This is a genomic window from Actinocorallia herbida, from assembly GCF_003751225.1.
GTDB classification, from domain to species: Bacteria; Actinomycetota; Actinomycetes; order Streptosporangiales; family Streptosporangiaceae; genus Actinocorallia; species Actinocorallia herbida.
The window spans coordinates 9,238,671-9,262,623 of sequence record NZ_RJKE01000001.1 but is presented as its reverse complement, the minus strand read 5'-3'; the positions used below and the strand labels follow the sequence as shown (position 1 = coordinate 9,262,623).

Annotated in this window: 24 protein-coding genes and 1 tRNA gene; 16 read left to right on the top strand and 9 right to left on the bottom strand. The window is 72.6% G+C overall.

All coding sequences use genetic code 11. The features are described 5' to 3' along the window. Window positions 1–3: 3 nt before the first annotated feature. Window positions 4–91, top strand: a tRNA-Ser gene (locus EDD29_RS42230). A 325-nt stretch (window positions 92–416) separates the two neighbouring features. On the opposite strand, the gene EDD29_RS42225 is transcribed toward EDD29_RS42230, so the two are convergent. Beyond that, the gene (locus tag EDD29_RS42225) at window positions 417–1,019 is read right to left on the bottom strand and encodes an LURP-one-related family protein (RefSeq protein WP_246053296.1); all 603 of its coding nucleotides are present in this window, start codon (window positions 1,017–1,019) and stop codon (window positions 417–419) included. Window positions 1,020–1,610: 591 nt separating this feature from the next. Between EDD29_RS42225 and EDD29_RS42220 the strand changes: the two genes are divergently transcribed. Beyond that, window positions 1,611–2,405, top strand: coding sequence for an SAM-dependent methyltransferase (locus EDD29_RS42220; RefSeq protein WP_123669738.1), 795 nt, complete (start codon window positions 1,611–1,613; stop codon window positions 2,403–2,405). Between the two features lie 197 nt (window positions 2,406–2,602). Here EDD29_RS42220 and EDD29_RS42215 read toward each other — a convergent pair whose 3' ends face one another. Together EDD29_RS42215 and EDD29_RS42210 are read right to left on the bottom strand one after the other, a co-directional pair. Continuing rightward, complete coding sequence (locus EDD29_RS42215) at window positions 2,603–3,445, bottom strand: bifunctional 5,10-methylenetetrahydrofolate dehydrogenase/5,10-methenyltetrahydrofolate cyclohydrolase (RefSeq protein WP_123669737.1); 843 nt, start codon at window positions 3,443–3,445, stop codon at window positions 2,603–2,605. Then, a complete protein-coding gene (locus EDD29_RS42210; protein WP_123669736.1) occupies window positions 3,442–4,062 on the bottom strand; it encodes a cyclodeaminase/cyclohydrolase family protein in 621 nt (206 codons plus the stop codon). The genes EDD29_RS42215 and EDD29_RS42210 overlap by 4 nt, the downstream gene beginning before the upstream one ends. Before the next feature lie 232 nt (window positions 4,063–4,294). On the opposite strand from EDD29_RS42210, the gene EDD29_RS42205 reads away from it, so the two are divergent. Beyond that, entirely contained in the window at window positions 4,295–5,197 is a 903-nt protein-coding gene (locus tag EDD29_RS42205) for a hypothetical protein (RefSeq protein ID WP_123669735.1), read from the top strand. On the opposite strand, the gene EDD29_RS46080 is transcribed toward EDD29_RS42205, so the two are convergent. Beyond that, on the bottom strand, window positions 5,198–5,353 hold the full coding sequence (locus EDD29_RS46080; RefSeq protein WP_170201789.1) for a hypothetical protein: 156 nt from the start codon (window positions 5,351–5,353) through the stop codon (window positions 5,198–5,200). It abuts the gene before it with no gap. A gap of 423 nt (window positions 5,354–5,776) precedes the next feature. On the opposite strand from EDD29_RS46080, the gene EDD29_RS42200 reads away from it, so the two are divergent. Together EDD29_RS42200 and EDD29_RS42195 are read left to right on the top strand one after the other, a co-directional pair. After that, a complete protein-coding gene (locus tag EDD29_RS42200; RefSeq protein ID WP_123669734.1) occupies window positions 5,777–7,228 on the top strand; it encodes a glycine hydroxymethyltransferase in 1,452 nt (483 codons plus the stop codon). Between the two features lie 43 nt (window positions 7,229–7,271). Continuing rightward, entirely contained in the window at window positions 7,272–8,027 is a 756-nt protein-coding gene (locus EDD29_RS42195; RefSeq protein ID WP_170201788.1) for an AfsR/SARP family transcriptional regulator, read from the top strand. Here EDD29_RS42195 and EDD29_RS42190 read toward each other — a convergent pair. The 5 genes from EDD29_RS42190 to EDD29_RS42175 are packed head-to-tail and all read right to left on the bottom strand — an operon-like array spanning window position 8,008 to window position 12,656. Continuing rightward, window positions 8,008–9,336 (bottom strand): aldehyde dehydrogenase family protein, encoded by a 1,329-nt coding sequence (locus EDD29_RS42190; protein ID WP_123669732.1) that lies wholly within the window; start codon window positions 9,334–9,336, stop codon window positions 8,008–8,010. The genes EDD29_RS42195 and EDD29_RS42190 overlap by 20 nt on opposite strands. Then, window positions 9,333–9,887 (bottom strand): cupin domain-containing protein, encoded by a 555-nt coding sequence (locus EDD29_RS42185; RefSeq protein WP_211360168.1) that lies wholly within the window; start codon window positions 9,885–9,887, stop codon window positions 9,333–9,335. Before EDD29_RS42185 ends, EDD29_RS42190 begins: the two co-directional genes overlap by 4 nt. Next, window positions 9,884–10,138, bottom strand: coding sequence for a ferredoxin family protein (locus tag EDD29_RS42180; protein ID WP_123669731.1), 255 nt, complete (start codon window positions 10,136–10,138; stop codon window positions 9,884–9,886). The genes EDD29_RS42185 and EDD29_RS42180 overlap by 4 nt, the downstream gene beginning before the upstream one ends. Further along, window positions 10,138–10,368: a Rieske 2Fe-2S domain-containing protein gene (locus EDD29_RS46075; protein WP_170201787.1), complete on the bottom strand. Its 231-nt coding sequence runs from the start codon at window positions 10,366–10,368 to the stop codon at window positions 10,138–10,140. The genes EDD29_RS42180 and EDD29_RS46075 overlap by 1 nt, the downstream gene beginning before the upstream one ends. Further along, complete coding sequence (locus EDD29_RS42175; protein WP_123669730.1) at window positions 10,365–12,656, bottom strand: GNAT family N-acetyltransferase; 2,292 nt, start codon at window positions 12,654–12,656, stop codon at window positions 10,365–10,367. The genes EDD29_RS46075 and EDD29_RS42175 overlap by 4 nt, the downstream gene beginning before the upstream one ends. 160 nt (window positions 12,657–12,816) lie before the next feature. Here EDD29_RS42175 and EDD29_RS42170 point away from each other — a divergent pair, with 160 nt between their 5' ends. From EDD29_RS42170 to EDD29_RS42125, 11 genes are read left to right on the top strand one after another with little or no spacing between them, the layout of a single operon-like run. After that, a complete protein-coding gene (locus tag EDD29_RS42170) occupies window positions 12,817–13,089 on the top strand; it encodes an acyl carrier protein (protein ID WP_123669729.1) in 273 nt (90 codons plus the stop codon). An 8-nt stretch (window positions 13,090–13,097) separates the two neighbouring features. Then, complete coding sequence (locus EDD29_RS42165) at window positions 13,098–14,204, top strand: ferritin-like domain-containing protein (protein ID WP_123669728.1); 1,107 nt, start codon at window positions 13,098–13,100, stop codon at window positions 14,202–14,204. Continuing rightward, the gene (locus tag EDD29_RS46070; RefSeq protein ID WP_170201785.1) at window positions 14,201–14,971 is read left to right on the top strand and encodes a hypothetical protein; all 771 of its coding nucleotides are present in this window, start codon (window positions 14,201–14,203) and stop codon (window positions 14,969–14,971) included. The genes EDD29_RS42165 and EDD29_RS46070 overlap by 4 nt, the downstream gene beginning before the upstream one ends. Continuing rightward, window positions 14,968–15,936, top strand: a complete 969-nt coding sequence (locus tag EDD29_RS42160) for an alpha/beta hydrolase (protein ID WP_170201784.1) — start codon at window positions 14,968–14,970, stop codon at window positions 15,934–15,936. The genes EDD29_RS46070 and EDD29_RS42160 overlap by 4 nt, the downstream gene beginning before the upstream one ends. After that, window positions 15,933–16,202 (top strand): acyl carrier protein, encoded by a 270-nt coding sequence (locus EDD29_RS42155; protein WP_148086281.1) that lies wholly within the window; start codon window positions 15,933–15,935, stop codon window positions 16,200–16,202. The genes EDD29_RS42160 and EDD29_RS42155 overlap by 4 nt, the downstream gene beginning before the upstream one ends. Then, window positions 16,189–17,790: an AMP-binding protein gene (locus tag EDD29_RS42150; RefSeq protein WP_123669725.1), complete on the top strand. Its 1,602-nt coding sequence runs from the start codon at window positions 16,189–16,191 to the stop codon at window positions 17,788–17,790. The genes EDD29_RS42155 and EDD29_RS42150 overlap by 14 nt, the downstream gene beginning before the upstream one ends. 2 nt (window positions 17,791–17,792) lie before the next feature. Beyond that, window positions 17,793–19,019 carry an aspartate aminotransferase family protein gene (locus tag EDD29_RS42145; protein WP_123669724.1) on the top strand — a complete coding sequence of 409 codons (1,227 nt, stop codon included), beginning with the start codon at window positions 17,793–17,795 and terminating at the stop codon, window positions 19,017–19,019. Next, complete coding sequence (locus EDD29_RS42140; protein WP_123669723.1) at window positions 19,016–20,395, top strand: MFS transporter; 1,380 nt, start codon at window positions 19,016–19,018, stop codon at window positions 20,393–20,395. The genes EDD29_RS42145 and EDD29_RS42140 overlap by 4 nt, the downstream gene beginning before the upstream one ends. 15 nt (window positions 20,396–20,410) lie before the next feature. Continuing rightward, on the top strand, window positions 20,411–21,409 hold the full coding sequence (locus EDD29_RS42135) for an acyl-CoA desaturase (RefSeq protein WP_123669722.1): 999 nt from the start codon (window positions 20,411–20,413) through the stop codon (window positions 21,407–21,409). An 8-nt stretch (window positions 21,410–21,417) separates the two neighbouring features. Beyond that, window positions 21,418–23,052, top strand: a complete 1,635-nt coding sequence (locus EDD29_RS42130; RefSeq protein ID WP_123669721.1) for an AMP-binding protein — start codon at window positions 21,418–21,420, stop codon at window positions 23,050–23,052. An 11-nt stretch (window positions 23,053–23,063) separates the two neighbouring features. Further along, window positions 23,064–23,948 (top strand): SAM-dependent methyltransferase, encoded by an 885-nt coding sequence (locus EDD29_RS42125; protein WP_123669720.1) that lies wholly within the window; start codon window positions 23,064–23,066, stop codon window positions 23,946–23,948. Window positions 23,949–23,953: the final 5 nt, after the last annotated feature.

Sequence of the window (23,953 nt, the reverse complement as noted above, 5' to 3'; positions counted from 1 at the left end):
CACGGAGGATTCGCCTAGTGGCCTAGGGCGCACGCTTGGAAAGCGTGTTGGGTGCAAGCCCTCACGAGTTCGAATCTCGTATCCTCCGCCAGTGCCTCGCCGGGCACGTAACGAGGGCCTCGCACGGGAAACCGCAGCTGAGGCCCTCGTTTGTTTCCCGGCCCGGCCCCACATCGACGGGCATGACGAAGCCACGGGCGCCCCTCAGGAGCCGGGGCTTCATCATGCCCGGTTGCAGTTGTGGTTTCAGTTGGCCCTTGAGCCCCAGCTGGGGTCCGCCATTGTCAGCTCCCACCAACCTCGCCCCGTGTGCCGGCCCGGCTGATCACCGGCTCCCACCGGCCACCTGCTCTGGTGGCTCGCATCGGCTGGCGCGCGGACCTTCCCGCGCTCTTGGTGCTCGAAGTCAGCCGGGGTCAGCGGCTCTGCAACGCGTCCAGCGCGACCGCCTGGGCGAGCACGAGCCGCCGGTCGATCCGGGGGTCGTGGATGTCGACGACGTAGCGGTCCCGCAGCCCGAACTTCTTGTCCACCGAGAACACCGGCTGGACGCCGCCCGCGGTGAAGTCGAAGTGGTAGGGCCACGCGAACGGCAGGCCGCCCACGATCGGCAGGAAGTCCCAGACGCGCCGCAGGATCGCCACGCCCTGGTTGCGCTCGGTGCCCGTGGTGACGCCGAGGCCCGGCACCTCGACATGCCAGGTCGAGGCGGTGAGGGAGCGCTTGAAGTCCTTGCGGAAGAGGCCGATCGGCTGGCCCGTGTGGTCGAAGACGTCGTACTTCGCCGCCAGGTCGATCCGCTGGCGCGCCTTGAACGAGGCGAGGACGTACTGCTTGTCCGCGCCCGTGTAGAGGGTGACCTGCTCCTTGAAGGCCATCCGCTTCTGCTGCGCGAAGCCCACGAGGGGGCCCTCCGAGCCGTCCGGGGCGGCGGCGTGCACCTCGTACTTGTTGACCATCAGGGTGACCTTCTGGCGGACGAGGAAGCGGGTCTGGGCCTGGAACCATTGGTAATCCACGGCACGGCAACTTACCGGGCCCTAGCGGTATATAACAGCCAAAATCGGACCACCTACGTCCACTCATCCCCACCACCCTCGCCGGAGCGGGCCTGAAGACCGGCCACAGGGCCTGGGACCCTCCCGTCGCTCGGGGATCGACTCACCTTCATGAGGTGGTCAGAGGCGGGACGGTCCAGCCCTACGCAACATGGCGGTCTCGGTTCTGGTCTCAGTTGCCCGTGTTCTAAGTGTTCGCGGGTACCCGAGCTTGGACATAAGGCCAGCTCAGGGATGGTGGCGGTTACCCGCGGACAGCCGTGTGCAGAATTGGAAAGCGTGTTGGGTGCAAGCCCTCACGAGTTCGAATCTCGTATCCTCCGCCAGCGCCTCGCCGGGCACGTGACGAAGGCCCCTCGCGGGAAACCGCTGACGGGGCCTTCGTTTGTTTCCCGGCCCGTGCCCGCTGGGGCCGCTGGGGCCGCTGGGGCCGCTGGGGCCGCTGGTCGGTATCGGCCATCTTCGGTTCAGTGGATCCGTTGTTCTCTGCCGATCACCGGTAGTTGGATGTTCTTCAACGACTCTGGCGATCCCCTCGTGAGGTGTTCAACCATGACGAGCAAGGCAGCGGACGTCAATCCAGACATTCCTCAGACGGCTCGGATCTGGAACTACTGGCTGGGCGGCAAGGACCACTTCGCCGTGGACCGGCAGGTGGGCGACGAGATCCTGAAGGTCATCCCGAACATGGCGCTGTTCGCGCGCGCCACCCGGCAGTTCCTTCAGCGCGCCGTCCACCACCTGGCGGCCGACCTCGGCGTGACGCAGTTCCTCGACATCGGCACCGGGCTGCCGACCGCCGACAACACTCACGAGGTCGCGCAGCGGGCGAACCCTTCGGCGCGCGTGGTGTACGTGGACAACGACCCGCTCGTCCTCACCCAGGCCCGCGCCCTGCTGGTCGGCTCGCCGGAGGGGAGGACCGCCTACCTGCACGCCGACCTGCGCGAGCCGGAGGAGATCCTCGCCAAGGCCGCCGACACCCTGGACTTCACCGAGCCGATCGCGCTCCTCCTGATGGGCGTCCTCGGCCACATCACCGACTACGACGAGGCGCGTTCCCTCATCCGGCGCCTGACCGACGCCCTGCCCAGCGGCAGCCATCTCGTCCTCTACGACGCCACCAACGTCGTGGACCCGGCCTCCGCCGAAGCCATCGACATCTGGAACCGCTCCGCCGAGCCCCCCTACGTCCTGCGCACCCCCCAGCAGCTCGAAGGCTTCTTCGACGGACTGGAGATCCTTCCCCCCGGCGTCGTCTCCTGCCCTCTCTGGCATCCCCCCGCCGACGACACCGACGAAGCCCCCGAAATCGACGAATTCGGCGGCGTAGGCCGCAAACCCTGACACCGCGCCCCGAGACCTCGAAGACCCGCGTCTCCCCACGTCAACGCCGCGGAACGGCCGGGTGGGCCGGATGCTCGACGCGTCTGCGAACCTCCGCGTCGACATCACGGGCCGCGTCGCGGAGCTCGGCCGCCCGGCCCCGCAGGTCGCCGGGTCCTGGTATCCCGGGGCGGGTGGCCGGGGGTCGAGCACGGCGGTCAGGAGTGTTCGGCGGCTTCGATCGCATGACGGAGCAGGAGCGCGGTGGTGACCGGGCCGACGCCACCCGGAACCGGCGTGACGGCGCGGGCGCGTGCGGCGACGGAGGCGTCGACGTCGCCGACCAGTCCGCCGTCCGCGGTCGGGTTGGTGCCGACGTCGATCACGATGGCGCCCGGACGGACGTGCTCGGTCGTGATCAGGCCCGCCCGTCCGACTGCGGCGACGACGACATCGGCGCGTGCGGTGACGGAGGCGAGGTCCTTGGAACGCGAGTGGCAGACCGTCACCGTCGCGTTCCGGTCGAGCAGCAGGTGCGCCAGCGGCTTGCCGACCACGTTGGACCGGCCCACGACGGCCACCTCCGCGCCTTCGAGACCGACCCGGTGATGGTCGAGCAGGGCCACGACGGCCTCGGCCGTGGCGGGCGCGAAGGCCGGCAGGCCGGAGGCCAGGCGCCCGAGCGACAGCGGGTTGGCCCCGTCCACGTCCTTCTCGAACGGGATGGACGACGCCATCTCCTCCAGCGCCGTCGAGCCCGGCAGCGGCGTCTGCAGCATGATCGCGTGGACGCCGGGGTCGGCGCCCAGCTCGGCCAGCCGCGCCGAGATGGCCTCGGGTGCGGCGTCCGCGCCCAGGTCGACGACGTCGCCGACGAGGCCCACGTTCGCGGAGGCCCGGACGATGGACCGGACGTACCACGCGCTGGCGTCGTCGTCGGTGGCGGTGACCACCACCAGCCGGGGCGGCCGGCCCTCGGCGACGAGGCGGGCGGTCCGCTCGGCGACGTCCGCTCTGACGGCCGCCGCGAGTTCCTTGCCGGACAGGACGGTGGCGCTCACTCGCCGATCTCCTGGAGGACGGCCGCCGACACCCGTTCGGCGCGGTCGGCGAGGTCATCGGTCAGCCCGGCCCTCTCGGTGAGACGCGCCCGCTCCCGCTCGTCCTTGATGCCGGTCAAGTTGATGACGACGTTGAGGCGGGCCGTGGTCACCGCCGCACGGACGGCGTCGGCGGCCGCCGCCACGTCGGTGATCACGTTGCGGTTCCCGATGGGCAGCAGGGTCTCGGCGAGGCCGGCCAGCCGGTCACCGAGCGCGATCAGCGCGGCGGGCGGCGCTGCGGCGCCGATCAGCGCGGCGGCGATCGCGGCGGAGCGCCGCGCCTTCTCCTCGTCGGAATCCTTCGGGAGCCTGTAGGCGTCCGTGACGGCGGTGAAGGCGGCGGCGTCCTCTTCGGCCAGCCGCAGGGCGGTGGCGCGGGCCTCGTCGGCCTCGGTGACGACGGCTTCGATCGTCTCGGCGTGCTCGGCGTGGTCGGGGCCGTCGCTGTACCTGGCGACCATGGCGAGCAGCGCGGCCGCCTGCGCCGCGTGCAGGGCCGCGACGGCGCCGCCGCCCGGCGCAGGTACCCGTTCGGCGAGATCGTGCAGATACTCCCCGACTGTTTGATCGCGCATCAAGCCCCCTCGAAGTCCGCCAAGACGACGCCGACTATAGCCAGTGGGGCACGGGCGGTCGCGCCGGGTTGCGCACCGGTGTCCGAGGTCGCGACCGATGGCTCTCCGGGTGAACCGGGATCGGGCCGGGGGCGTCTGAGGGGTTATGGACACCCCTGGGCCGCGGTTGCGGCGGCTGCGTGGGACGTGGCTGTACGGCACGTTGTTGTTGTCGTTGGGCGCTTTTGGCGTCGTGATCCTGCTGGCGCCGGCTGCCGGGACCGATCCCGGGCGGGTGCTGGTGGGGCTGCTGTTCTTGGGCAGTTCCATGCATGTCGCGGCGACCGGGTGGTTCTATACGTTGCCGGAGATCCGCTCCCATGCGCGTGCGCGGCTCGGCCGGTACGCGACGGTTCCGTTGGCGCTGGTCGCCGGGACGGCCGCGGTCGCCGCCGCGCTGCCGGAGTCGGCCTTCCGGTGGGCGCTGTACGCCTTCTTCGCCTGGCAGTTCTTCCACTTCCAGAAACAGAACCTGGGGATGGCGGCGCTGGCGGCGAGCGCGCTGCGGGCGGGATCCCTGTCGCGTGCGGAGCGCGCCGCGGTGGTCGGCACCGGAGTCGCAGGGACGGGCGCGCTGCTGGCCAGGCCGGATCTGCTCGGCCTGCACGACGCGCGTCTCGCGTGGGTGTTCCCCATCGCGTGCGCGGCCTTCCTCGCCGGGATCGGCCTCGGCCTCCACGGCCTGTACCGGCGTGGCAGCCGGCCGCCCGCGTTCGTGGCGATGTACCTGGGCTCGCTGCTGTTCTTCACGCCGGTCTTCCTGCTCGACGCGCCGTACGCGGCCGTCGCCGGCCTGATCCTCGCGCACGGGTTGCAGTACCTGCTGATCGTGGGGATGGTGGCCGTCACGCCGCGGCCGGGCGGCGGCCCGCTCGGCGTCGCGACGATGTTCGCGATCGCCTTGGCCGGCGGGTTCCTGCTGAACCTCGCCTCGCACCTGCACGGCTCGCCGCACGCCTGGGAACGCGCCCTCTACGGTGCGTTCCTCGGCGTGACGATGGCGCACTTCGTGATCGACGCGGGGCTGTGGCGGCTGCGCGAGGAGTTCCCCCGGCGCTTCCTCACCGCGCACCTGCCCTACCTGCTCAAGCCCTGATCAGCCGCCGCCGCAGCCGGGCACCTCGCCCGCGCCCGCGAGTCCCGCGAACACGACGACGACCCCCACGACCACGAGGAACGCGAACAGCCCCGCCGCGATCCAGCGCCGCTTCCTGCGAGGCCGTTCCACCTGCTCGGTCTCATACCAGTTCATCTCGGCCACATCGCTCATACCCGTCAGACGCGCGGAGCGGGTGGACGGTTCGGCGCACAACAGGCCAACATCGCGAAAGATCTGGGGGACCGATGGGATCTTTACCGTGAACCAGCACATCACCGATGGGCCGCCGCACAATTCGTCACGATGATGATAAAGCGCGGAATCGAGTATGACGCAGATCACACCACGGTGTGTCCCTGCAATTAATGCTGGTTACGGTCATATTAACGACTGCCCACCACCTCACCATTACTAATGGTGACTGTGAGTGCTTGACCGGGTTATGGCGCCCGATTTATGATTTCATCCGCGCGACTGGGGGCAGCCCGCGCGGGACGGTATCATTCCATGTCAACCAGCCTCTGGGGACGTCGCCAGGCGCGCCCCTGACTTCCGTTTCGGTGGCGAAGGGTATCGATGACCGAGATTCGGGCACAGGACGGTACGGTTTCGGCGGCATTTCAGAGCGCGCTCGAGGTGATCAGGCGGAGCGACCCGCGAATCGCGGACGCGATCTCGTCGGAACTGACCGACCAGCGCGAGTCGCTGAAGTTGATCGCGAGTGAGAACTACGCCTCCCCGGCGGTTCTGCTGGCGATGGGAAACTGGCTCAGCGACAAATACGCCGAAGGAACGGCGGGGCGGCGCTTCTATGCGGGCTGCCGCAACGTGGACACCGTCGAGGCACTCGCCGCCGAGTACGCTCGCGACCTGTTCGGCGCCCGGCACGCCTACGTTCAGCCGCACTCGGGCATCGACGCCAACCTCGTCGCGTACTGGGCGGTCCTCGCCCAGAAGGTGGAGTCCCCGGCACTGGCCAAGGCGGGCGTCCGCGGCGTCAACGACCTCGGGGACGCCGACTGGGCCCGGCTGCGCGCCGACCTCGGCGACCAGCGGATGCTCGGCATGTCCCTGGACGCCGGCGGCCACCTCACCCACGGATTCCGCCCGAACATCTCGGGCAAGATGTTCGACCAGCGCAGCTACGGTACCGACCCGGCGACGGGCCTGCTGGACTACGCGGCGGTCCGGGAGGCGGCCCGCGAGTTCCGGCCGCTCATCCTGGTCGCCGGGTACTCCGCCTACCCGAGGCTGGTGAACTTCCGGATCATGCGGGAGATCGCCGACGAGGTCGGCGCGACCCTGATGGTGGACATGGCGCACTTCGCCGGACTCGTCGCGGGACGGGTGCTGACCGGGGACTTCGACCCGGTCCCGCATGCCCAGATCGTCACCACGACGACGCACAAGTCCCTGCGCGGCCCGCGCGGCGGCATGGTCCTGTGCGACGACGAGTTCGCCGACAGCGTCGACCGGGGCTGCCCGCTGGTGCTCGGCGGCCCGCTGCCGCACGTGATGGCCGCCAAGGCCATCGCGCTGGGCGAGGCCCGGCGGCCGGAGTTCCGCGACTACGCCGCGCGCGTCGTGGACAACTCCCGGGCCCTGGCCGAGGGCCTGCTGCGCCGGTCGGCGACGCTCGTCACCGGAGGGACCGACAACCACCTGGTGATCATCGACGTCTCCCGGTACGGCCTCACCGGACGCCAGGCCGAGTCGGCCCTGCTCGACGCGGGGATCGTCACCAACCGCAACGCGATCCCGCGCGACCCCAACGGCGCCTGGTACACCAGCGGCGTGCGGATCGGCACACCCGCCCTCACCACCCGCGGCTTCGGCACCGCCGAGATGGACGAGATCGCCGAGCTCATCGACCAGGTCCTGCACGGCACGGAGCCCGCGCCGGGCAAGGACGGCCGCCCGTCCCAGGCGCTCTACCGCCTGAAGGACGGCCTCGCCGAGCACATCAGCGGGCGCGCCGCCGAGATGCTGGCGAAGAATCCCCTGTACCCGGAGATCGACCTGCCCTGACCCGGCCGGGGGACCACCTCGACGGCACCCGACGGAGAGCATGATGCGCTTCCTTCTGCTAGGTAATCTCGAGGTGCTCGACCAGGTCGGCCGGTCCGTCGAACTGACCCGCGCCAAGCACCGCCAGCTCGTGGGCATGCTGCTGCTGCGGGCCAACCAGGCGGTCTCGGTGGACCAGCTCGTGGACGGCATGTGGCCCGTCGTCCCCCCTCAGTTCGCCAAGGGGAACCTGAAGACGTACGTGTCGGCGGTGCGCCGCGCGGTGGCCGCCGCCGAGTGCGAGATCGAGACCGTGCCGCGCGGCTACCGGTTGTCGGTGCGCCCCGAGCTGGTGGACATCCTGCGGTTCGAGGCGATGCTGCGGGCGTCGGCGCGGGTGGGCTGCGACGCGGAGCGCGCCGTCCTGCTCGAGGACGCGCTCGGGATGTGGCGCGGCGAGGCGCTCCAGGACCTGGTCTTCGAGGGCGGACCGCTGCGGGACGCCGCGACGCGCCTGCGCGAGAAGCGCCTCGCGGCGATCCAGGACATCGCCGACCTGTGCGTGCGCTTGGGCCGCCACCGCGAGGCGATCGACCACCTCCGGGTCGCGCTCGGCCTTGAGCCGCTGCGCGAGCGGCTGTGGCAGAGCCTCATGGTCGCGCTGTACCGGGACGGCCGGCAGGCCGAGGCGCTCTCGGCCTACCGCGAGTTCCGGCAGCTGCTCGTCGACACGATCGGGCTGGAGCCCGGCTGCGACCTCCAGTCCCTGCACGGCAGGATCCTGTGCGGCGACGCGGCGCTCAGCGCAGGTTCACGGTGACGGTCTTGGGCCTGCGGTACTCGGCGAGCGCCAGCACGCTCAGGTCGGTCCCGGTCCCGGACGCGCCGCGCCCGCCGTGCGGGAGCTCCGCGGTCTGCACGAGATGGCAGTTGACCCAGGTCTCGCCCGCGTCCAGGCGCCGCGCGGCGTGCAGCGCGGTGTCCAGGGCGGCCGTCCACACGCTGGCCGCGAGCGCCTGCGGCACCGATCCGGCCAGCCGGAGCGCCTCGTCGAGGTCGCGGGCGGGCTGGACGGTGAGGACGGGCCCGAAGACCTCCTCGGTGACGGCGGGGTCGTCGTCGGGCAGCCCGGCGAGCAGGCACGCGGGCCGGAAGTAGCCGCCGTCGGCCTCGACCGCCCCGGCCGTGCGGACCTCGGCCTTGGCCCCGTCGACGAGCCGGTCGTAGCGCTCGGCCTGGGCGGCGTTGTTGAGCGGTCCGAAGTCGCGGCCCGCGGTCCGTCCGGCCAGGGCCGCGCCGAGCTTGGCGACCGCCGTGGCGTAGGCGGAGCCGACCGCGATGACGCGGGCGGGCGCGGCGCAGCTCTGCCCCGCGTTGTAGGTGGCGGCGTCGGCGAGGTCCGCCCAGGTGCGCTCCGGCGCGTCGGGCAGGACGAGGACCGGGCAGTTCCCGCCGAGTTCGAGGCTGATCCGGCGGGTCCCGGCCCGCCGCGCCACGTCGAGCCCTCCGGCGCCGCTGCCGGTGAACGCGACGGCGTCCACCTCGGCCTCGACGAGGCGGGTGCCGCACTCCCGCCCCCCGGTGAGGGTCTGGAGCACACCGGGCCCCAGCAGGATCGCGGCGTCCTCGGCGAGGAGCAGGGCGGTGTCGGGGGTGGTCTCGGCGGGCTTGAGGACGACGGTGTTGCCCGCGGCCAGGGCGGGCGCGCACCGCCAGGCCGCCATCATGAGCGGGTAGTTCCACGGGACGATCGCGGCGACGACGCCGAGCGGTTCGAAGCGGACCCAGCTCTCGTGCCCGTCGATGAGCTGCCCGCCGCCGGGCCCGAGTTCGGCCCGGACGGCGCCCGCGTAGAAGCGGAACAGGTCGGCGGCCTGCTCGACCTCCTCGCGCGCGTCGGCCGCGGGCTTGCCGGTCCCGGCCACCTCGGCCGCGGCGTAGGCGGAGGCCCGCTCGTCGAGCCGGTCGGCCAGCGCAAGCAGCCGCCGTGCCCGGTCGCGCGGGGTGAACGCCGCCCAAGCGGGCGCCGCGGCCCTGGCCCGGGCGACGACGGCCGCGGCGTCGCCGCCGGAGTCGGTGAGCCTGCCGCGGACCAGGCCGGTCCGCGGGTCGATCAGGTCGCCGGTCATGCCATCCCCACGCACGCGGCGCACGGGCAGTGCGCGCAACCCGCGTCGTGCAGCCGGTCGGGCAGCCCGGCGGACGCCCCGCAGATGAGGCAGTCCATGTCCCTGTCGGGTTCGAGGACCTCGATATAGGGGACGAGCTCCATGCGCTCGGTGGAGTCGACGGGCTTGTGCGGGGCGCCGACGGCGAGGATGAGGTGGTCGGTGATGGCGCCGACGGCGTGCGGCACCGAGCCCTCGATGAGGTAGACCTGCCCGGCCCGGGTCTCGTGGACGCGTCCGCCGTAGGTGATCGTCCCGATGCCCGCGATGACGGTGAGGACGTGGTGGCCGGGGTGGGTGTGCGGGGCGAACCCGGCTCCGGCGGCGAGCCTGATGACGTCCGCGCCGATGTCGCCGTTGCCGATGAGCGGACGGCCGGTGGCGCCGACGGCGCCCTCCATCGTGAGGGGCTGCGGGCCGTGCGGGATCCGCAGTCGGCTCTCGTCCGGTCCGATCTCGCTCTCGGCCCAGCCGAGGATGGACAGTTCCTGGCGGTACAGGGGTGTGCTCACTGGGACTCCTCGGGGGTGAAGAACGCGGCGTTCCGAGCGGTGAAGGACTCCCATTCCTCGGGGACCTCGGTCTCCCGGTAGATGGCGTCGACGGGGCAGACCGTGACGCACACATCGCAATCGATGCAGCGCTCGGGGTCGATGAAGTACTGGTCGGCGGCGTCGGTCGTCTCGATGCAGTCGGCGGGGCAGACCTCGGCGCAGGCGCCGTCCTTGACGCCGACGCACGGAAGGGTGATCACGAAGGCCATCAGAGGTCTCCTTCGGAGGGGGCGAGGTTCGGGCAGACCGGGCCGCGCAGCCGCTGCCCCGTCCTGACGTCGAAGGTGGCGCCGTGCCAGGGGCAGCGCAGGAACGGCCCGGCCAGGTAGGCGTCGGCGAGTGGCGCGCCCTTGTGCGGGCAGGTCTCCGGGATCACGTAGTCGCGGGCGCCGTGCCGCACCACGAGCCGGCCGTCCGCGAGTCGTGCGGGCGTGTTCACAGGGTCTCCTCCACGCGGATGAGCTTCTTGCCGTAGACGGGGTCGAACAGCAGGCCGCGGGCGTAGGCGGCGTCGGCGATCCAGCCGAGCCACGTGGCGAGGCGGGAGGCGGCGGGGATGTCGGAGGGCCGGAACTCCAGGTGCTGGCGGTAGAAGGTGCGGTTGAGGCGGACGTCGGCGATGCCCTTCCAGACCAGGCCCTCGTACTTGATGTGGGTGGGGATGCGGCAGCTCATCCGGATGCCCGCGGCCCGGTGGCCGCCGTGGTTGGCGTCCTCGGCGACGGCGATGTCCGGCAGGTTGAACGACTGGGCCTTGAACCGCCGGACGAGCGCGTAGTTCTGCGCCTTCTTGACGACGTTGTAGCGCAGCCGCTGCCCGATGGCGTTGGCGATGCCGACGTGGTCGAAGGGGACGCCCTCGGCCGCGCGGTCGAACGCCTCGCTGAACGCGGTGTAGCAGAACACGTCCTCGTAATCGAACTCCCAGGGCCGGTCCAGCTTCACCCCCATCGGGACGGTGAAGATCGCGTAGTCGACCGGGAGCGCGTCGTCGGCGACCGCCCACGCGCCGAGCGATCGCACGATGTCGGTGGGGGTCCGGCCGCCCTCGGCGGCGAGGTCGAGGAGTGCCGCCCAGGCCTGCGGGCCGTCGCCGGGCACGGCGCCGCCGAACTCGTCCTGGAGGTGGCCGCGCAGGTCGGCGGGCAGGGAGAGCACCTCGGCGCAGGCGGCGCGGGGCACGAGGAACTCGCGCCGCTCCCAGTTTCCGCCGTCGAACTGGAGGCAGCGCAGGTTGTCGCGCTCGACGGACCCGCGCAGGTCGGCGAGGCGGCGGGCGACGCCGCCCGGGGTGCCGGGCACGGCGCCGGGGTCCTCGCCGAGGAGTTCGGCGTAGGCGCGGATGCGGCGGGTCAGGAAGCCGAGGACCTGCGGCAGCGAGATGACCGACTGGTTGAGCTCCTGGAGGCAGAACCCCGAGTCCCGCCAGATCCACACCAGCGTGGCGACGGCGAGGGCGTCGGCGTCCCAGGTCCGTGGGTCGGTCCGGGCGCAGCGGGCGAGGACGGCGCCGACGGCGCGGTTGTCGAGCAGCTCGCCGCCCAGGTGGAACCGGATCTGCTCGAGGCCCTCGATGCGCTGCTGGAGTTCCAGCACGAGCAGGGGAAGGTCCTCCTCGCGCAGGCCGGTCCAGGCCCGGAGTGCCCGGTCGTGCAGCCGGTCGAGCCAGGGCCTGGACTCGGTGGTCCAGAAGGGCTCGCGGGCGGCGACGGCGTCGGCGAGGGAGTCCCAGCCGCCCGTGCGCAGCGGGCCCGTCAGCCCGAACTCCTCGCCGAGGACCGCGGCGGGCGGCTCGCCGGAGGCGACGCGCTCCAGGACGCGCGCGTGCAGGTGGACCGCGGACGCGACGTCGCCGCCGGTGCGGCCGAGCGCGAGGGCCATGGTGTACCAGGAGTCGGGGTCGGCGTCGCCGAACGGGATCTTCATCCGGTACCACAGGTCGTAGACGGTCGACCGGTGCTCCCCTGCGCGGTCGAGAAGGTCCTCGGCGGCGGCGGGGTCCAGGAGGGAGACGCCGGGCGCGAGGGCGGCGAAGCCCGCGGCGACCAGGCCCGCGGCCACGGCGACGTCGTCGTGGCGGGCGTCGTCGCGGATGAGGCGCAGCCGGTACTCCACCTCGTCGTCGACCGCCTTGGTCGGCGGCGCGGCCGGGCGGCCGACCAGCTCCCGGATCAGGGCGGCGTCGACCTCGAAGACGGCGAACTCCCCGGGCCCGGCGAGCCCGTCGGGGTCGGCGAGGTGGCCGGTCCGCGCGGGCCGGAGCCCCGCCTTGCGCAGGACCGCGTTGATCGCGCCGTTACGGGTGCGGGTCTCCAGGACGAGGCCGTCGATCGGGTACCGCGCCAGCACGTGGTCGGCCAGCACCGGCAGCGACCGCCGGAGGATCTCCGACAGGAAGCCGCGACCGCGCGCGGCCGGGTCGGTGAGGTGGACGTGCATGTATCCGCGCGGCCTGCCGAGGATGTTGACGTTGGTGAACCCGATGACCGTGTCGTCGAGGCAGAACGTGTATCCGAGGACGTCCGCGCGGGGCCCGTCCCGCCGGCACATCCGGACGAACCTGTCCCGGGTCTCGGCGCGTGTGCCAAGCCTTTCCGGATCAATTCCGAGAAATTCCAGATCGGCGGTCCCGTCATGCCAGTAGGAAACGAAACCGTCGATGTCGGACTCGGTCATGTCGCGGACGCTGAGTGATCCATCGTCGACTGGAAATCGCAGCAACTCCATGGGAATCCATGCTCGATGAGCGAGGTCCGCACCCGGTCCTGTCCGGATCCACACCGGGTTCACAGCCGGTTCATTGAGGCCGGAGGGGCCTTGTCAGCCCCTTGCCACCGCCGCACAATCGTCCGGGACGTGATCACGCCGATGATCTGGAGGGGCCGCCTTGATCGTTCTCGAAGAAGTCCTGGACATGGTCCGAAAGAAGTTGCGCAATAAACTTCCGGCCGATTATGAGATCACCGGTGAAAGCGACCTCGACGAGCTCGGCCTGTCCAGTCTCCAGGTCGCCGACATCATTTTCGCGCTGGAGGACAAGTACGAGTTCGAATTCGACCTGGCCAAGGCGCTCGGCATCGTGTCGATCAAGGACGTCGTCGCGGCGGCCAACGAGGCGATCGCCGAGTACCACGGCGTGTCCGCGGACGGGCAGGTCTGACCGAGCCGATGGACGCCAGCAACGCCCCGACGCCGGCCGGCCTCGCCGAGCTCGCCGGCACATGGGCCGTCCCGGTGGGCGGCGATGCGCTGTTCACCTGGGACTACGACCAACGGTCCGACCGGCTGATCAACCTCTACGCCAAGGGCAAGCAGCGCCAGTGGGACGCCGACACGCGGCTGGACTGGAGCCGGGAGGTGGACCCGGGCGACCCCCTGGGGATGCCCGACGAGCTGATCTGGATCGCCGACTCCGAGCTGTGGGACCGGCTGCCGGAGACCGAGCGGCAGGTGGTCAGACGGCACACCGCGGGATGGATGTACTCCCAGTTCCTGCACGGCGAGCAGGGCGCCCTGGTGTGCGCCGCCCAGGTCGTGCGGATGGTGCCCGGCATCGACGCCAAGTTCTACGCCTCGACCCAGGTGATGGACGAGGCGCGGCACGTGGAGGCCTACGACCGCTACCTGCGCGAGAAGATCGGCGTCCGGTACCCGATCACCTCGTCGTTGCAGGGCCTGCTGGACACGATCGTGCGCGATCCGCGGTGGGACTTCACCTACCTGGGCATGCAGGTGCTGCTGGAGGGCCTGGCACTGGCGTCCTTCAGCATCCAGCGCGATCTGATGACCGATCCGCTGGCCAAGGCGTTCAACGCCTATGTGCTGGAGGACGAGGCCCGGCACGTCGCGTTCGGCCAGATCGCGCTGCGCGAGCACTACCGCGATCTGACCGAGGCCGAGCGGCGCGAGCGCGAGGAGTTCGCACTGGAGGCCTGCTACGTCCTGAACGAGCGGTATGTGGGCAACGAGCTCTGGCACTCGCTGGACTACGGCGCGCAGGAGTGCATCGAGATCACCAAGAGGTCGGCCGCGCTGCGCGTGTTCCGCTACCGCCTGTTCTCCCGGGTCGTGCCGGCGCTGCGCTCCATCCACCTTTTCGGGCCACGGATGCAGGAGGGGCTCGGCAGCCTTGGGCTGCTGCGGTTCGCCAGAGAGGACCAGAACACGATGATCGAGGCCGACGAGCGGATCGCCCGCGAGATCGAACTGCTGGAGCTGGCCCGGCGGCGCGCCGAGATCGACGGCGCCGTCGCGCTCGGCGAGGAGGCCCGGTGACCCCGCCGCTCCTGGTCGCCAGGGACGCCCTCGTCTTCTTCGGGATCAACGCGCAGGGGATGCTCAAGCAGGACGAGCTGTTCCGGTTCATGGAGAGCACCGGGCCGCAATGGTGGCTGCCGGTGTCCGGCATGACCCGGGAGAGGTTCTGGACGAGCCGGCGGCACTCCCTCATGGCGCGGACCAGCACGGTCCGGATCCTGGAGGGGGGGTGCCGGCCGAGCGAGAAGGTGACCGTCGAGCACGAGATCACCCACGGCCGCCGCGCGCGCGGTCACCGCGCCCCCGAGTACGGGTTCATCGACGAGCTGCGGGTGCGCCGGGACCGGGACGGGCTCGTCGTCGCCGACCTGGTCTCGCACACCACGTGGATCGACTTCGGCGACGGCGTGCCGAAGGTCGCCGCGGCCCCGCCCGAGGGCCTGGACTGCCCGCTGGAGGAGCTGCCCCCGCCGGCGCCGATGCCGACCGCCGGGGAAGGGCTCGCCGAGGGGCTGTTCCGCTGGACGCCGCGCGAGTGCGACTTCACCAACCAGCACGTGTCGTTCCCGCGGTACGTGGAACGCGCCGAGAACGCGCTGGCGGACGCGGGGCTCGCGCTGCCCGCCCGTCCCGTCTGGCAGGGCTGGTACCGGGCGGACTTCAAGGCCGGGGAGCCGACCACCGTGGCGACCTCCCGCGGGGACGACGGCGCCCTGGTGTTCGCCTTCTCCGGCCCCGACGACCTGCGCCCCCGGGTCTGGGTGCGGCTCACGGACTCCGCGTGAGCGCCGTGCTGCCCGCCGGGCTCGACCCGGGACTGCGCGCCGTGCTCCGGCTCATCGGCGACGCGCCGCTGGGCGGCGCCGACTTCGACCCCCTCCGGGCCAGGGCGGCCTTCCGGGCTCTCACCGTCGCGGGGCGGCCGCCTTCGGCGCTCGTGCCGGTCGGCGGGGTCGAGGAGGTGACGGTCCCCGGACCGTCCGGCGCCCTCGCCTGCCGCGTGTACCGGCCGGAGGGGCGGGGACCGTTCCCGACCGTGGTGTTCCTGCACGGGGGCGGCTTCGTCCTCGGCGACCTCGACACCCACGAGGGCCACTGCCGGAGGCTGTGCGCGCAGGCGCGGGCCGTCGTCCTGTCGGTCGGCTACCGGCGCGCGCCCGAGCACCCCTTCCCCGCGGCGTTCCTGGACGCCCGCGCGGCGGTCCGCTGGGCCGCTGCGGAGATCGGGACGCTCGGCGGCGCGGGCGGGACACTGGCGGTCGCGGGCGACAGCGCGGGCGGCAACCTCGCCGCCGCGCTCGCCCAGGACTGCCGGGACCGGGGAGGGCCCGTCCTCGGCGGCCAGCTCCTGGTCTACCCGGCGATCGACCTCACCTTCTCGGACGGCTACCCCTCGCGCTTCGAGTTCGGCGAAGGACTGCTGCTCACCCTGGACGCCATGGCCTGGTTCCGGGAGTGCTACCTGGGGGCCGATCCGGGGACCTCTCCCTGGGCGTCCCCGATCAGGGGGGACCTACGCGCGCTGCCTCCGGCCATCGTCGTCACCGCGGAGTTCGATCCGCTGCGAGACGAGGGGGAGGCCTACGCGGCGGCCCTGCGGGCCGCGGGCGTGCCCGTGGAGTGCCTGCGGTTCGCCGGCCTCATCCACGGATCGTTCGAGCTGCCGCTGGTGTCGCCCGCCTGCGCGGAGGCCGCGCACACCGCCTTCGCCGCCTTCGGCCGGCTCCTGCGCGGGGAGGCCGCCCCGTGAGGCTCTTTCGCAGACGTGACGTACGGCGCAGCGTGACGTCGCTGATCGGTCAGATCCGCCCGGGGCTTCCAGCGGCCGCGCTGACGGGCGGCGCGCTCCTGCGCGAGGACCTCGGCCTCGACTCCCTCGCGACGGTCGGCCTCGCGGTGCGGCTGCACGACGAGCTGGGCGTGGACCTCGCGGCCCTCGCCGAACGCGCGGCCTCCGTGCTCACCGTCGACGACCTCGTCACCGTGCTGGAGGAACTGACCCATGCCGCCGACTGACGGACCGGGGCTCGCCGGCCTCGTCGCCCGCCTCGCCGAACTGCCCGACGCCGCGGTGCACCATCTGGAGGGCACGACCCTCGTCCGCCGTCCCTACCCGGAGGTCCACCGCGACGTCGTCGGCGTCCGGGACGGCCTGTCGGCGGTCGGCGTCAAGGCGGGGACGCGGGTCGGCCTGTGGGGCGCGAACTCCTATCAGTGGCTCGTCCACGAACTCGCGCTGCTGGACCTCGGCTGCGTGACCGTCACCCTGCCGGTCGCGGAGCTCGCCGGGCACGACCCCGCGGCGCTCGCCGAGCGGTTCGGCCTGGAACTGCTCATCGCCGACGAGGCCCGGTACGGCGACGCCGCCCGTCCGTCCTGGATGGTCCCGATGGGCGGGACGGAGAAGGCCGAGCCGCGCGACGCGGCGGACCCGCTGGATCCCGGCGTGTTCTCCATCGTCTTCTCCTCGGGCACGACCGGGACGGTCAAGGCGATTCAGATCGACCGGCGCGCGACCGAGGACTGCCTCGCCGAGTTCGGCCGCCACCACGCGTTCCGGCCGGACGACAGCATCCTGGTCTGCCTGCCGCTGTCGACGTTCCAGCAGCGGATCATGTACTACTGCGCGTTCTGGTACGGCTTCGACGCGGTCGTGGTGGAGCCGTCGCCGCTGATGTTCGCGGTGCTGAAGCAGGCACGGCCCACCATCATGGGCGGCCCGCCCGCCTTCTACGAGCTGGTGGAGAGCAGGTTCGCGGCGCTCCCCGCGCCCGTCCGGAGCACGCTCCGGGGGGCCGCGCGGGCGGCGGGCGCGCTGCCGGCCCCGCTGCGCCGCGCGGTGCGGCGCAGGCTGTTCGCCAAGGCGCACGAGGCCTACGGCGGCCGGATGCGGCTGATGCTGAGCGGATCGGCACCGCTGCGCCGCTCCACGGCCGAGCTGTTCGGGCTCGCCGAGCTGCCGCTCTTCCAGCTCTACGGCCTCACCGAGTCCGGCTTCATCGCCTGGAACCGCCCGGACGCCAACCGGATCGGCTCGGTCGGCCGCCCGGTGTTCCCCGGTTCGGTCTCGATCGCCGACGACGGCGAGGTCCTGGTCCGCTGGCCGCGCCCGCAGTCACCCGGCTACCTGGGCGAGCCGCCCGAGGTCCAGCGCGCCGCCTACCTGGAGGACGGGACGGTCGCCACAGGCGATCTCGGCCGCCTCGACGACGACGGGTTCCTGTATCTCACCGGCCGCAAGAAGGACCTCATCATCACCCGCGCCGGACACAAGATCGCTCCGGCACCGCTGGAGCAGCGGATCCTCGCGGACGCCGACGTCGCCCAGGCGGTCCTCGTCGGAGGCGGCGACCTCGCCTACGTCGGGGCGGTGGTCGCGCTGCGGCCGCACGCCGGGGACTCCGCGGTCGCCCGGGTCCGGGCCGCCGTCGCCGAGGTCAACCGGGACGTCCCGGAGGCGGGGCGGATCCTGCGGGTCCTGTTCACGCGGGACGACTTCACGAGGGAGAACGGGCTGATGACCACGACGTTGAAGATCGACCGGGCGGCGGTGGCGCGACGCTACCGCGCGGCCCTCGACGCAGGGGAGCTCTGGTACCCGTGAGCATGGTCACGCCGCGCGGCTCCGTCTTCCGCACGATGCGCCGCCATCTGCCGCCCGCTCTCGCCCTCGCCTACCAGGCGGCCGGGCAGGGCGCCCACGAGGAGACCGCCAGGGGGGCTACCGTCCGGCTGTCGGACGGCCGCGAGGTCGTCGACTTCGGCTCCTACGGCGTGGCGTTCCTCGGCCACGGGGAACCCCGGATCGTCGAGGCGGTCGCCGCGCAGCTCCGCGCGATGCCCGCGGCGACCCGCGCGCTCGCCAGCCCTCCGGTCGTCGCCTTCGCCGCGGAGCTCCAGCGCCGCTGCGGACCCGGCCTGGACCGGGTGTGGCTGGGCAGCGACGGCGCGGACGCCGTCGAGGCCGCGGTGAAGCTCGCCCGCCGGGCCACCGGACGGCTCCGGGTGCTCGCCGTGCACGGCGCCTTCCACGGGAAGACGCTCGGCGCCCTCGCCCTCACGCACGCGCCCGTCTACCGGGAGGGCCTCGAACCGCTGCTCTGCCACGTCACCCATATCGACCCCGGCGACCCGGAGGCCGTCGCACGCGAGGTCGCCCAGGGCGACGTCGCCGCGCTGATCGTTGAACCGGTCCAGGGGGAGGGCGGCGTCCGGCCGCTGGACCCCGAGACCGTCGCCCGCTGGGCGGCCGACGCCCGCGCGGCCTCCGCGTTCGTGATCAGCGACGAGATCCAGACGGGCCTCTACCGGTGCGGCCCCTTCGCGGTCGCGGTGGACCGCGGCTGGCAGCCCGACGCCGTGCTCTTCGGCAAGGCCCTGGGCGGCGGGGTGATGCCGCTGTCGGCACTGGTCGCCACGGCCGAGCTGTACGACCCGCTCATCGACGAGGCGGCCTGGCACTCCTCGACGTTCGGCGGGAACCCCCTGGCGTGCGCGGCGGGCCTGGCCGCCCTCACGGTCGCCGACGAGCTCGCCGACCGCGGTGCCCGCCTCGGCGCGGAACTCGGCGCCGCCCTCACCGCGGTGGCCTCGGCCCATCCCGGCGTCGTCACCGAGGTGCGGGGCATGGGCCTGCTGTGGGGCCTCGACCTGCGCCCGGACGTCGCCGACACGGTGCTCGCCGCGCTCCCGCAGCACGGCCTGCTCGTGTCGCGCTGCCTGAGCGCCCCGCACACCCTGCGGCTGCTGCCGCCCCTGGCCACCACCGACGCCGAGGCGTCCCTGGCGCTCGCCGCGCTGGACGCCGCGCTCACCGAGGCGGGTGCCCCATGAGGCGTTCGGCCCTGATCCCCCTGACGGCCGCGGGCGCGGCGTTCCTCGCGATGTTCGACGCGACCGTCGTCAACCTCGCGATCCCCGACCTCGCCGTCGACCACCCCGCCGCCGAGACCGCCGACCTCACCTGGGTCATCACCCTCTACGCGGTGTGCCTCGCGGCGCTGCTCGCCCCGGCCGGCCGCCTCGCCGACCTCCTCGGCGCCCGTACCGTCTTCGTCGCCGGGACCGCGGTCTTCACCGCGGCGTCCGTCGGGTGCGCGCTCGCCCCCGAGCTCGCCGTGCTGTTCGCGGGCCGGGCCGTCCAGGGCGCGGGCGCGGCGGCGATGCTGCCGGCCTCGCTGGCGATCCTGCTGCGCAACACCCCGCCGGAGCGACGGGCCGGGGCCATCGGCCTGTGGGGCGCCTCGAGCGCGATCGCGGCGGCCGTCGGGCCCAGTGGCGGCGGGCTCCTGGTCGAGGCGTGGGACTGGCACGCGCTGTTCCTCATCAACCTCCCGCTCGGCCTGCTGCTGATCCTCGGCGTCCTGGCCGCCTCGCCCGCGGACGCGCGCGGCAAGGGTCGCTGGCCGGACTTCACGGGAACGGCCCTGCTCGGCGTCGGCGTCGGCGGCCTCGTCCTCGGCCTGACCCTCGGCCAGGAGTGGGGCTGGGGCTCCGCGCGCACGGCCGCGGTCCTCGCCGTCGGCGTCGCCTCGACCGGTCTCGCCCTGTGGCGCTCGTCCCGGCACCCCGTCCCGGCCATCGAGACGGGCCTGTGGCGCAACCCCTGGTACGCCTGGACGAACCTCGCGACGTTCCTCTACGGGACGGCGCTCTTCCCGTGGCTGTTCGTCGGGATCCTCTACCTCACCGACGTCTGGGGCTACACCGGCCTGGAGGCCGGCCTCGCGCAGAGCCCCGGCGCGGTGACCGCGTCGGTGACGGCGCTGCTGTCGGGGCGGTTCATCAGCCGGTACGGGCCCCGGCCCGCGATCATCGGCGGTGCGCTGATCATGGTGGCGACCGTCGTCTGGATCCGGCTGGCGCTCACCCCCGAACCGGAGTTCCTGGCGTTCTGGCTGCCGAGCGGCCTGTTCGTCGGCATCGGCATGGGCGCACTGGCGACGGGGGTGGCGAGCTCGGCCGCGCTCGCGGTGGCGCCCGAGCGGTTCGCCGGCGCCGTCGGCCTGAACACCGCGGCACGGCAGATCGGCGGCGCGCTCGGCGTCGCGGCCATCGCGGTGATCCTCCCGGCCGGGACCTCCGCCGCGCACGGCGACTACCTGAACGTCTACCTGTTCTGCGGCGCGGCCGCCTTCGCGACCGCGGTCGCCGGGGCCGCTCTCTACGCGCTGCGCCCCGCTCCCGCCCCGTCCGTATCGCCCGCCTGACCTGAGGAGGAACCCGTGGACGGAAGGCAGCACCGCCTGTTCATCCTTGCCGTGAGCCTCGTGCCGTTGCTCGGCGTCGCCGTCGCGATGGTGCTGCTGTGGAACCGGGCGTTCGGCGTGAGCGACGTCGTCAGCCTCGTGGTGATGTACGCGATCGGCGGCATCGGGATCAGCACCGGGTTCCACCGGATGCTGTCGCACCGGTCGTTCAAGAGCGGCCGGGCCGTCCAGGACGTGCTCGCGGTGGCCGGGACGATCGCGGGACAGGGTCCGGCGATCATCTGGGCCGCCCACCACCGCCGCCATCACCGCGTCGCCGACCGGGACGGCGACCCGCACAGCCCCTACGCGGGCGGCGAGGGCAGCCGCCGCGCGATCCTGAAGGGCCTGTGGCACGCCCATCTGGGCTGGCTGTTCGACGAGGAGCTGACCTCCGACCCCGTCCGGTACTGCCCCGACCTCGTCCGCGACCGGCACCTGCGCTGGATCAGCGAGCACTTCGTCGGCATCGTCGTCGCGGGCCTCGCGGCCCCCGCCCTCATCGGCTTCGCGGTGAGCGGGGGCGAGCCGATGGCGGCGCTCACCGGGTTCGTGTGGGGCGGCCTCGTCCGGCTGTTCCTGCTGAGCCACTTCACCTACGCCGTCAACTCGCTCGGCCACTTCCACGGCCGCCGCCGCTTCAGCACGCCCGACGAGTCGCGCAACATCGGCTGGCTCGCCGTGCCGTCGTTCGGCGACTCCTGGCACAACAACCACCACGCCTTCCCGCGCGCCGCAGGGCACGGGATGCGCTGGTACGAGATCGACCCGAGCGCCTGGCTCATCAAGGGCCTGGCGGCGCTCGGCCTGGTGTGGGACGTCATCGAGATCGACAAGGACCGCCAGGACCAGCGCGCGGCCGGGCTGGCGAGGATCGGCGGCGGCAGGCACGCGCGCAACGAGCCGCCGGTACCGCTCGCGGAGATGCCCCGCCGGGGCCGCAGGCCCGCCGCGGACGCGGCAGACATCGAATAGGGAGCCCCATGGATTCGCTCTGGACGGCGCTGCTGGGCGCCCGGCGAAGCACTGTCCACTGCTGGACCGGGCACGGGTTCGCCGCCGCCACCTGGGCGGAGGTCGGCGCCGACGCCCGCCGCACGGCCGCGGGACTGCGCGGCCTCGGCGTCAGGCCGGGCACGACCGTCGCGGCGATCATGACCAACACCCCGGCGGCGGTGCGCGGTGTCCTCGCCATCTGGCTGGCGGGCGGCGCGGTCGCGTCGCTGCCCGTCCCGGCCCGGGGCATGGGCGTCGACGAGTACCTCGCGCAGATCGCGGCGATCTGCCGTTCGGCCGGGGCCCGGCTGCTGCTCACCGACGGCGCGCTGCTCCAGGCGCTGCCCGAGGGGGCGCTCGGCGGGATCGCCTGCCGGGAGTGGGAGTCGATCGGGGAAGGTCCCGCGATCGAGGCGTGCCCGCCCGGCGAGGACGAGCCCGCGTTCATCCAGTACTCCTCCGGCAGCACGGGCACGCCCAAAGGCTGCGTCCTCACTCCCCGCGCGATCGCGGCGCAGCTCGAGCTGATCCGCGACATGAGCGACGCCGACCCGGCCCGGGAGCGCGTGGTGTCGTGGCTGCCGCTCTCCCACGACATGGGGATGTTCGGCTGCACGCTGTTCCCCTGGTTCTTCGACATGCCGCTGGTCATGTCGACGCCCGAGCGCTTCATGTTCGGCGGGCGCTCCTGGTTCGCCGACCTCGCGGAGTTCGGCGGCACGATGACCGCGGGCACCAACACCGCCCTGTTCCTCGCGGCGCGGGCGCAGCACGGCAGGCCGCTGAATCACCGCCTCGAGGTGCGGACCGCGATCATCGGCGCCGAGCGGGTGGAGCGGGCGGCGCTGCTCGCGGCCTCGGCGGCCTTCGACGGGCTCCCCCTGGAGTCGTTCATGCCCGCTTACGGCATGGCCGAGGCGACGCTCGCGGTGTCGGCGTCCACCCCGCGGACGACGCCCCGGTTCACCTCGGTGGACGGCTTCGAACTGGCGCACGGCCGGGTGTCGCACGTCAGCCCCGACGCGCCGGAGGCGACCTGGCTCGTCGGCTGCGGACCGCCGTGCAAGGACGTCGGGATCTCCTCCACCGTTCCTTCGGGGGTGGGCGAACTCGTCGTGAAGTCGCCGAGCCTCGCGCTCGGCTACCAGGGCGATCCCGAGCTCACGGCGGCCCGTTTCACCTCGGCGGGCTTCCGCACCGGAGACCTCGGCTTCCTGCACGACGGCGAGGTCTTCCCCGTCGGGCGCCTGGACGAGGTGATCTCCTTCGGCGGCCGGAACGTCAGCACCCGCGAGGCCGAGCGGGAGATCGAGGCGATGGACCTGGTCCACCGGGGCTGCGCCGCCGTCCTCGACCTCGGCTCGGAAGGCCCCGCGGGCCGCCTCGTGCTCGTCGCCGAGCTCAGCAGGGCCGGCGCCGCCCCGTCCGAGGTCGCGGACACCGCCCGCGAGGCGGCCCGGATCGCCTCGGCGCGCTGCGGCCTCGTCCTGGACGCCTGCGTGTTCCTGCGGCGCGGCTCGCTTCCCAAGACACCGAGCGGCAAGGTCCAGCGTCACCGGGCCCGCCGGCTCCTGCTGGCGGAGGCCCTCCCGGCCATCGCCACGGTGCCCCTCGCAACCTGAACGGAGACGACATGACCCTTTCGGAATCGGTGTCCAAGCCCGCCTACATGGGCGCTTCAGCACCGGCGATCGAACACCACTACGACCTGGGGAACGCCTTCTTCGAGCTGTGGCTCGACGAGAGCCGCACCTACTCGTGCGCCCTGTGGGACGGCGACGACGACACCCTCTTCGCCGCCCAGCAGCGCAAGCTCGACTACATGGCGACCGGTGCCCGCGCGACCGGCGCCGCCCGTGTCCTCGACATCGGCTGCGGCTGGGGCGGCATGCTGCGGCACCTGGTCGAGCGGCAGAACGTGGCGCGGGTGGTCGGGCTGACGCTCAGCCCGTCCCAGGCGGAGTCGATCGGCCGGTGGGCCGACGACCGCTACGACGTGCGGGTGCAGAACTGGGCCGACCACGAGGCCGAAGGCTACGACGCGATCATCTCGCTCGGCGCGTTCGAGCATTTCGCGCAGCACGGGATGAGCCGCGAGAAACGACTCATGGCCTACCGGACGTTCTTCGGCCGCTGCCGCGACTGGCTCCAGCCCGGCGGCAGGCTCGCCCTCCAGACCAACATCGCGGGCCGGGCCCGGCCCCTGGACCGGCAGACGGTGCGGGAGATGCTGTTCGTGATCGAGAAGATCTTCCCCGAGTCGGTGATGCCGCCGATGAGCGACATCATCGAGGCGAGCGAGAACACCTTCGACGTCGTCACCGTCCGCAATGATCCCGACCATTACGTCCGGACCTGCCTGACCTGGGCCGACACCCTGCGTGAACGCAAGGAGGAGGCCGAGTCCGTCGTCGGCGCCGAGGTCGTCTCGGACTACCTGCACTACCTGGAGTCCTCGGCCCGCCAGTTCGAGCGGCGCAGCCTCGGCCTCGCCCGGATCATCTTCGAGCGGGTCTGAGCACG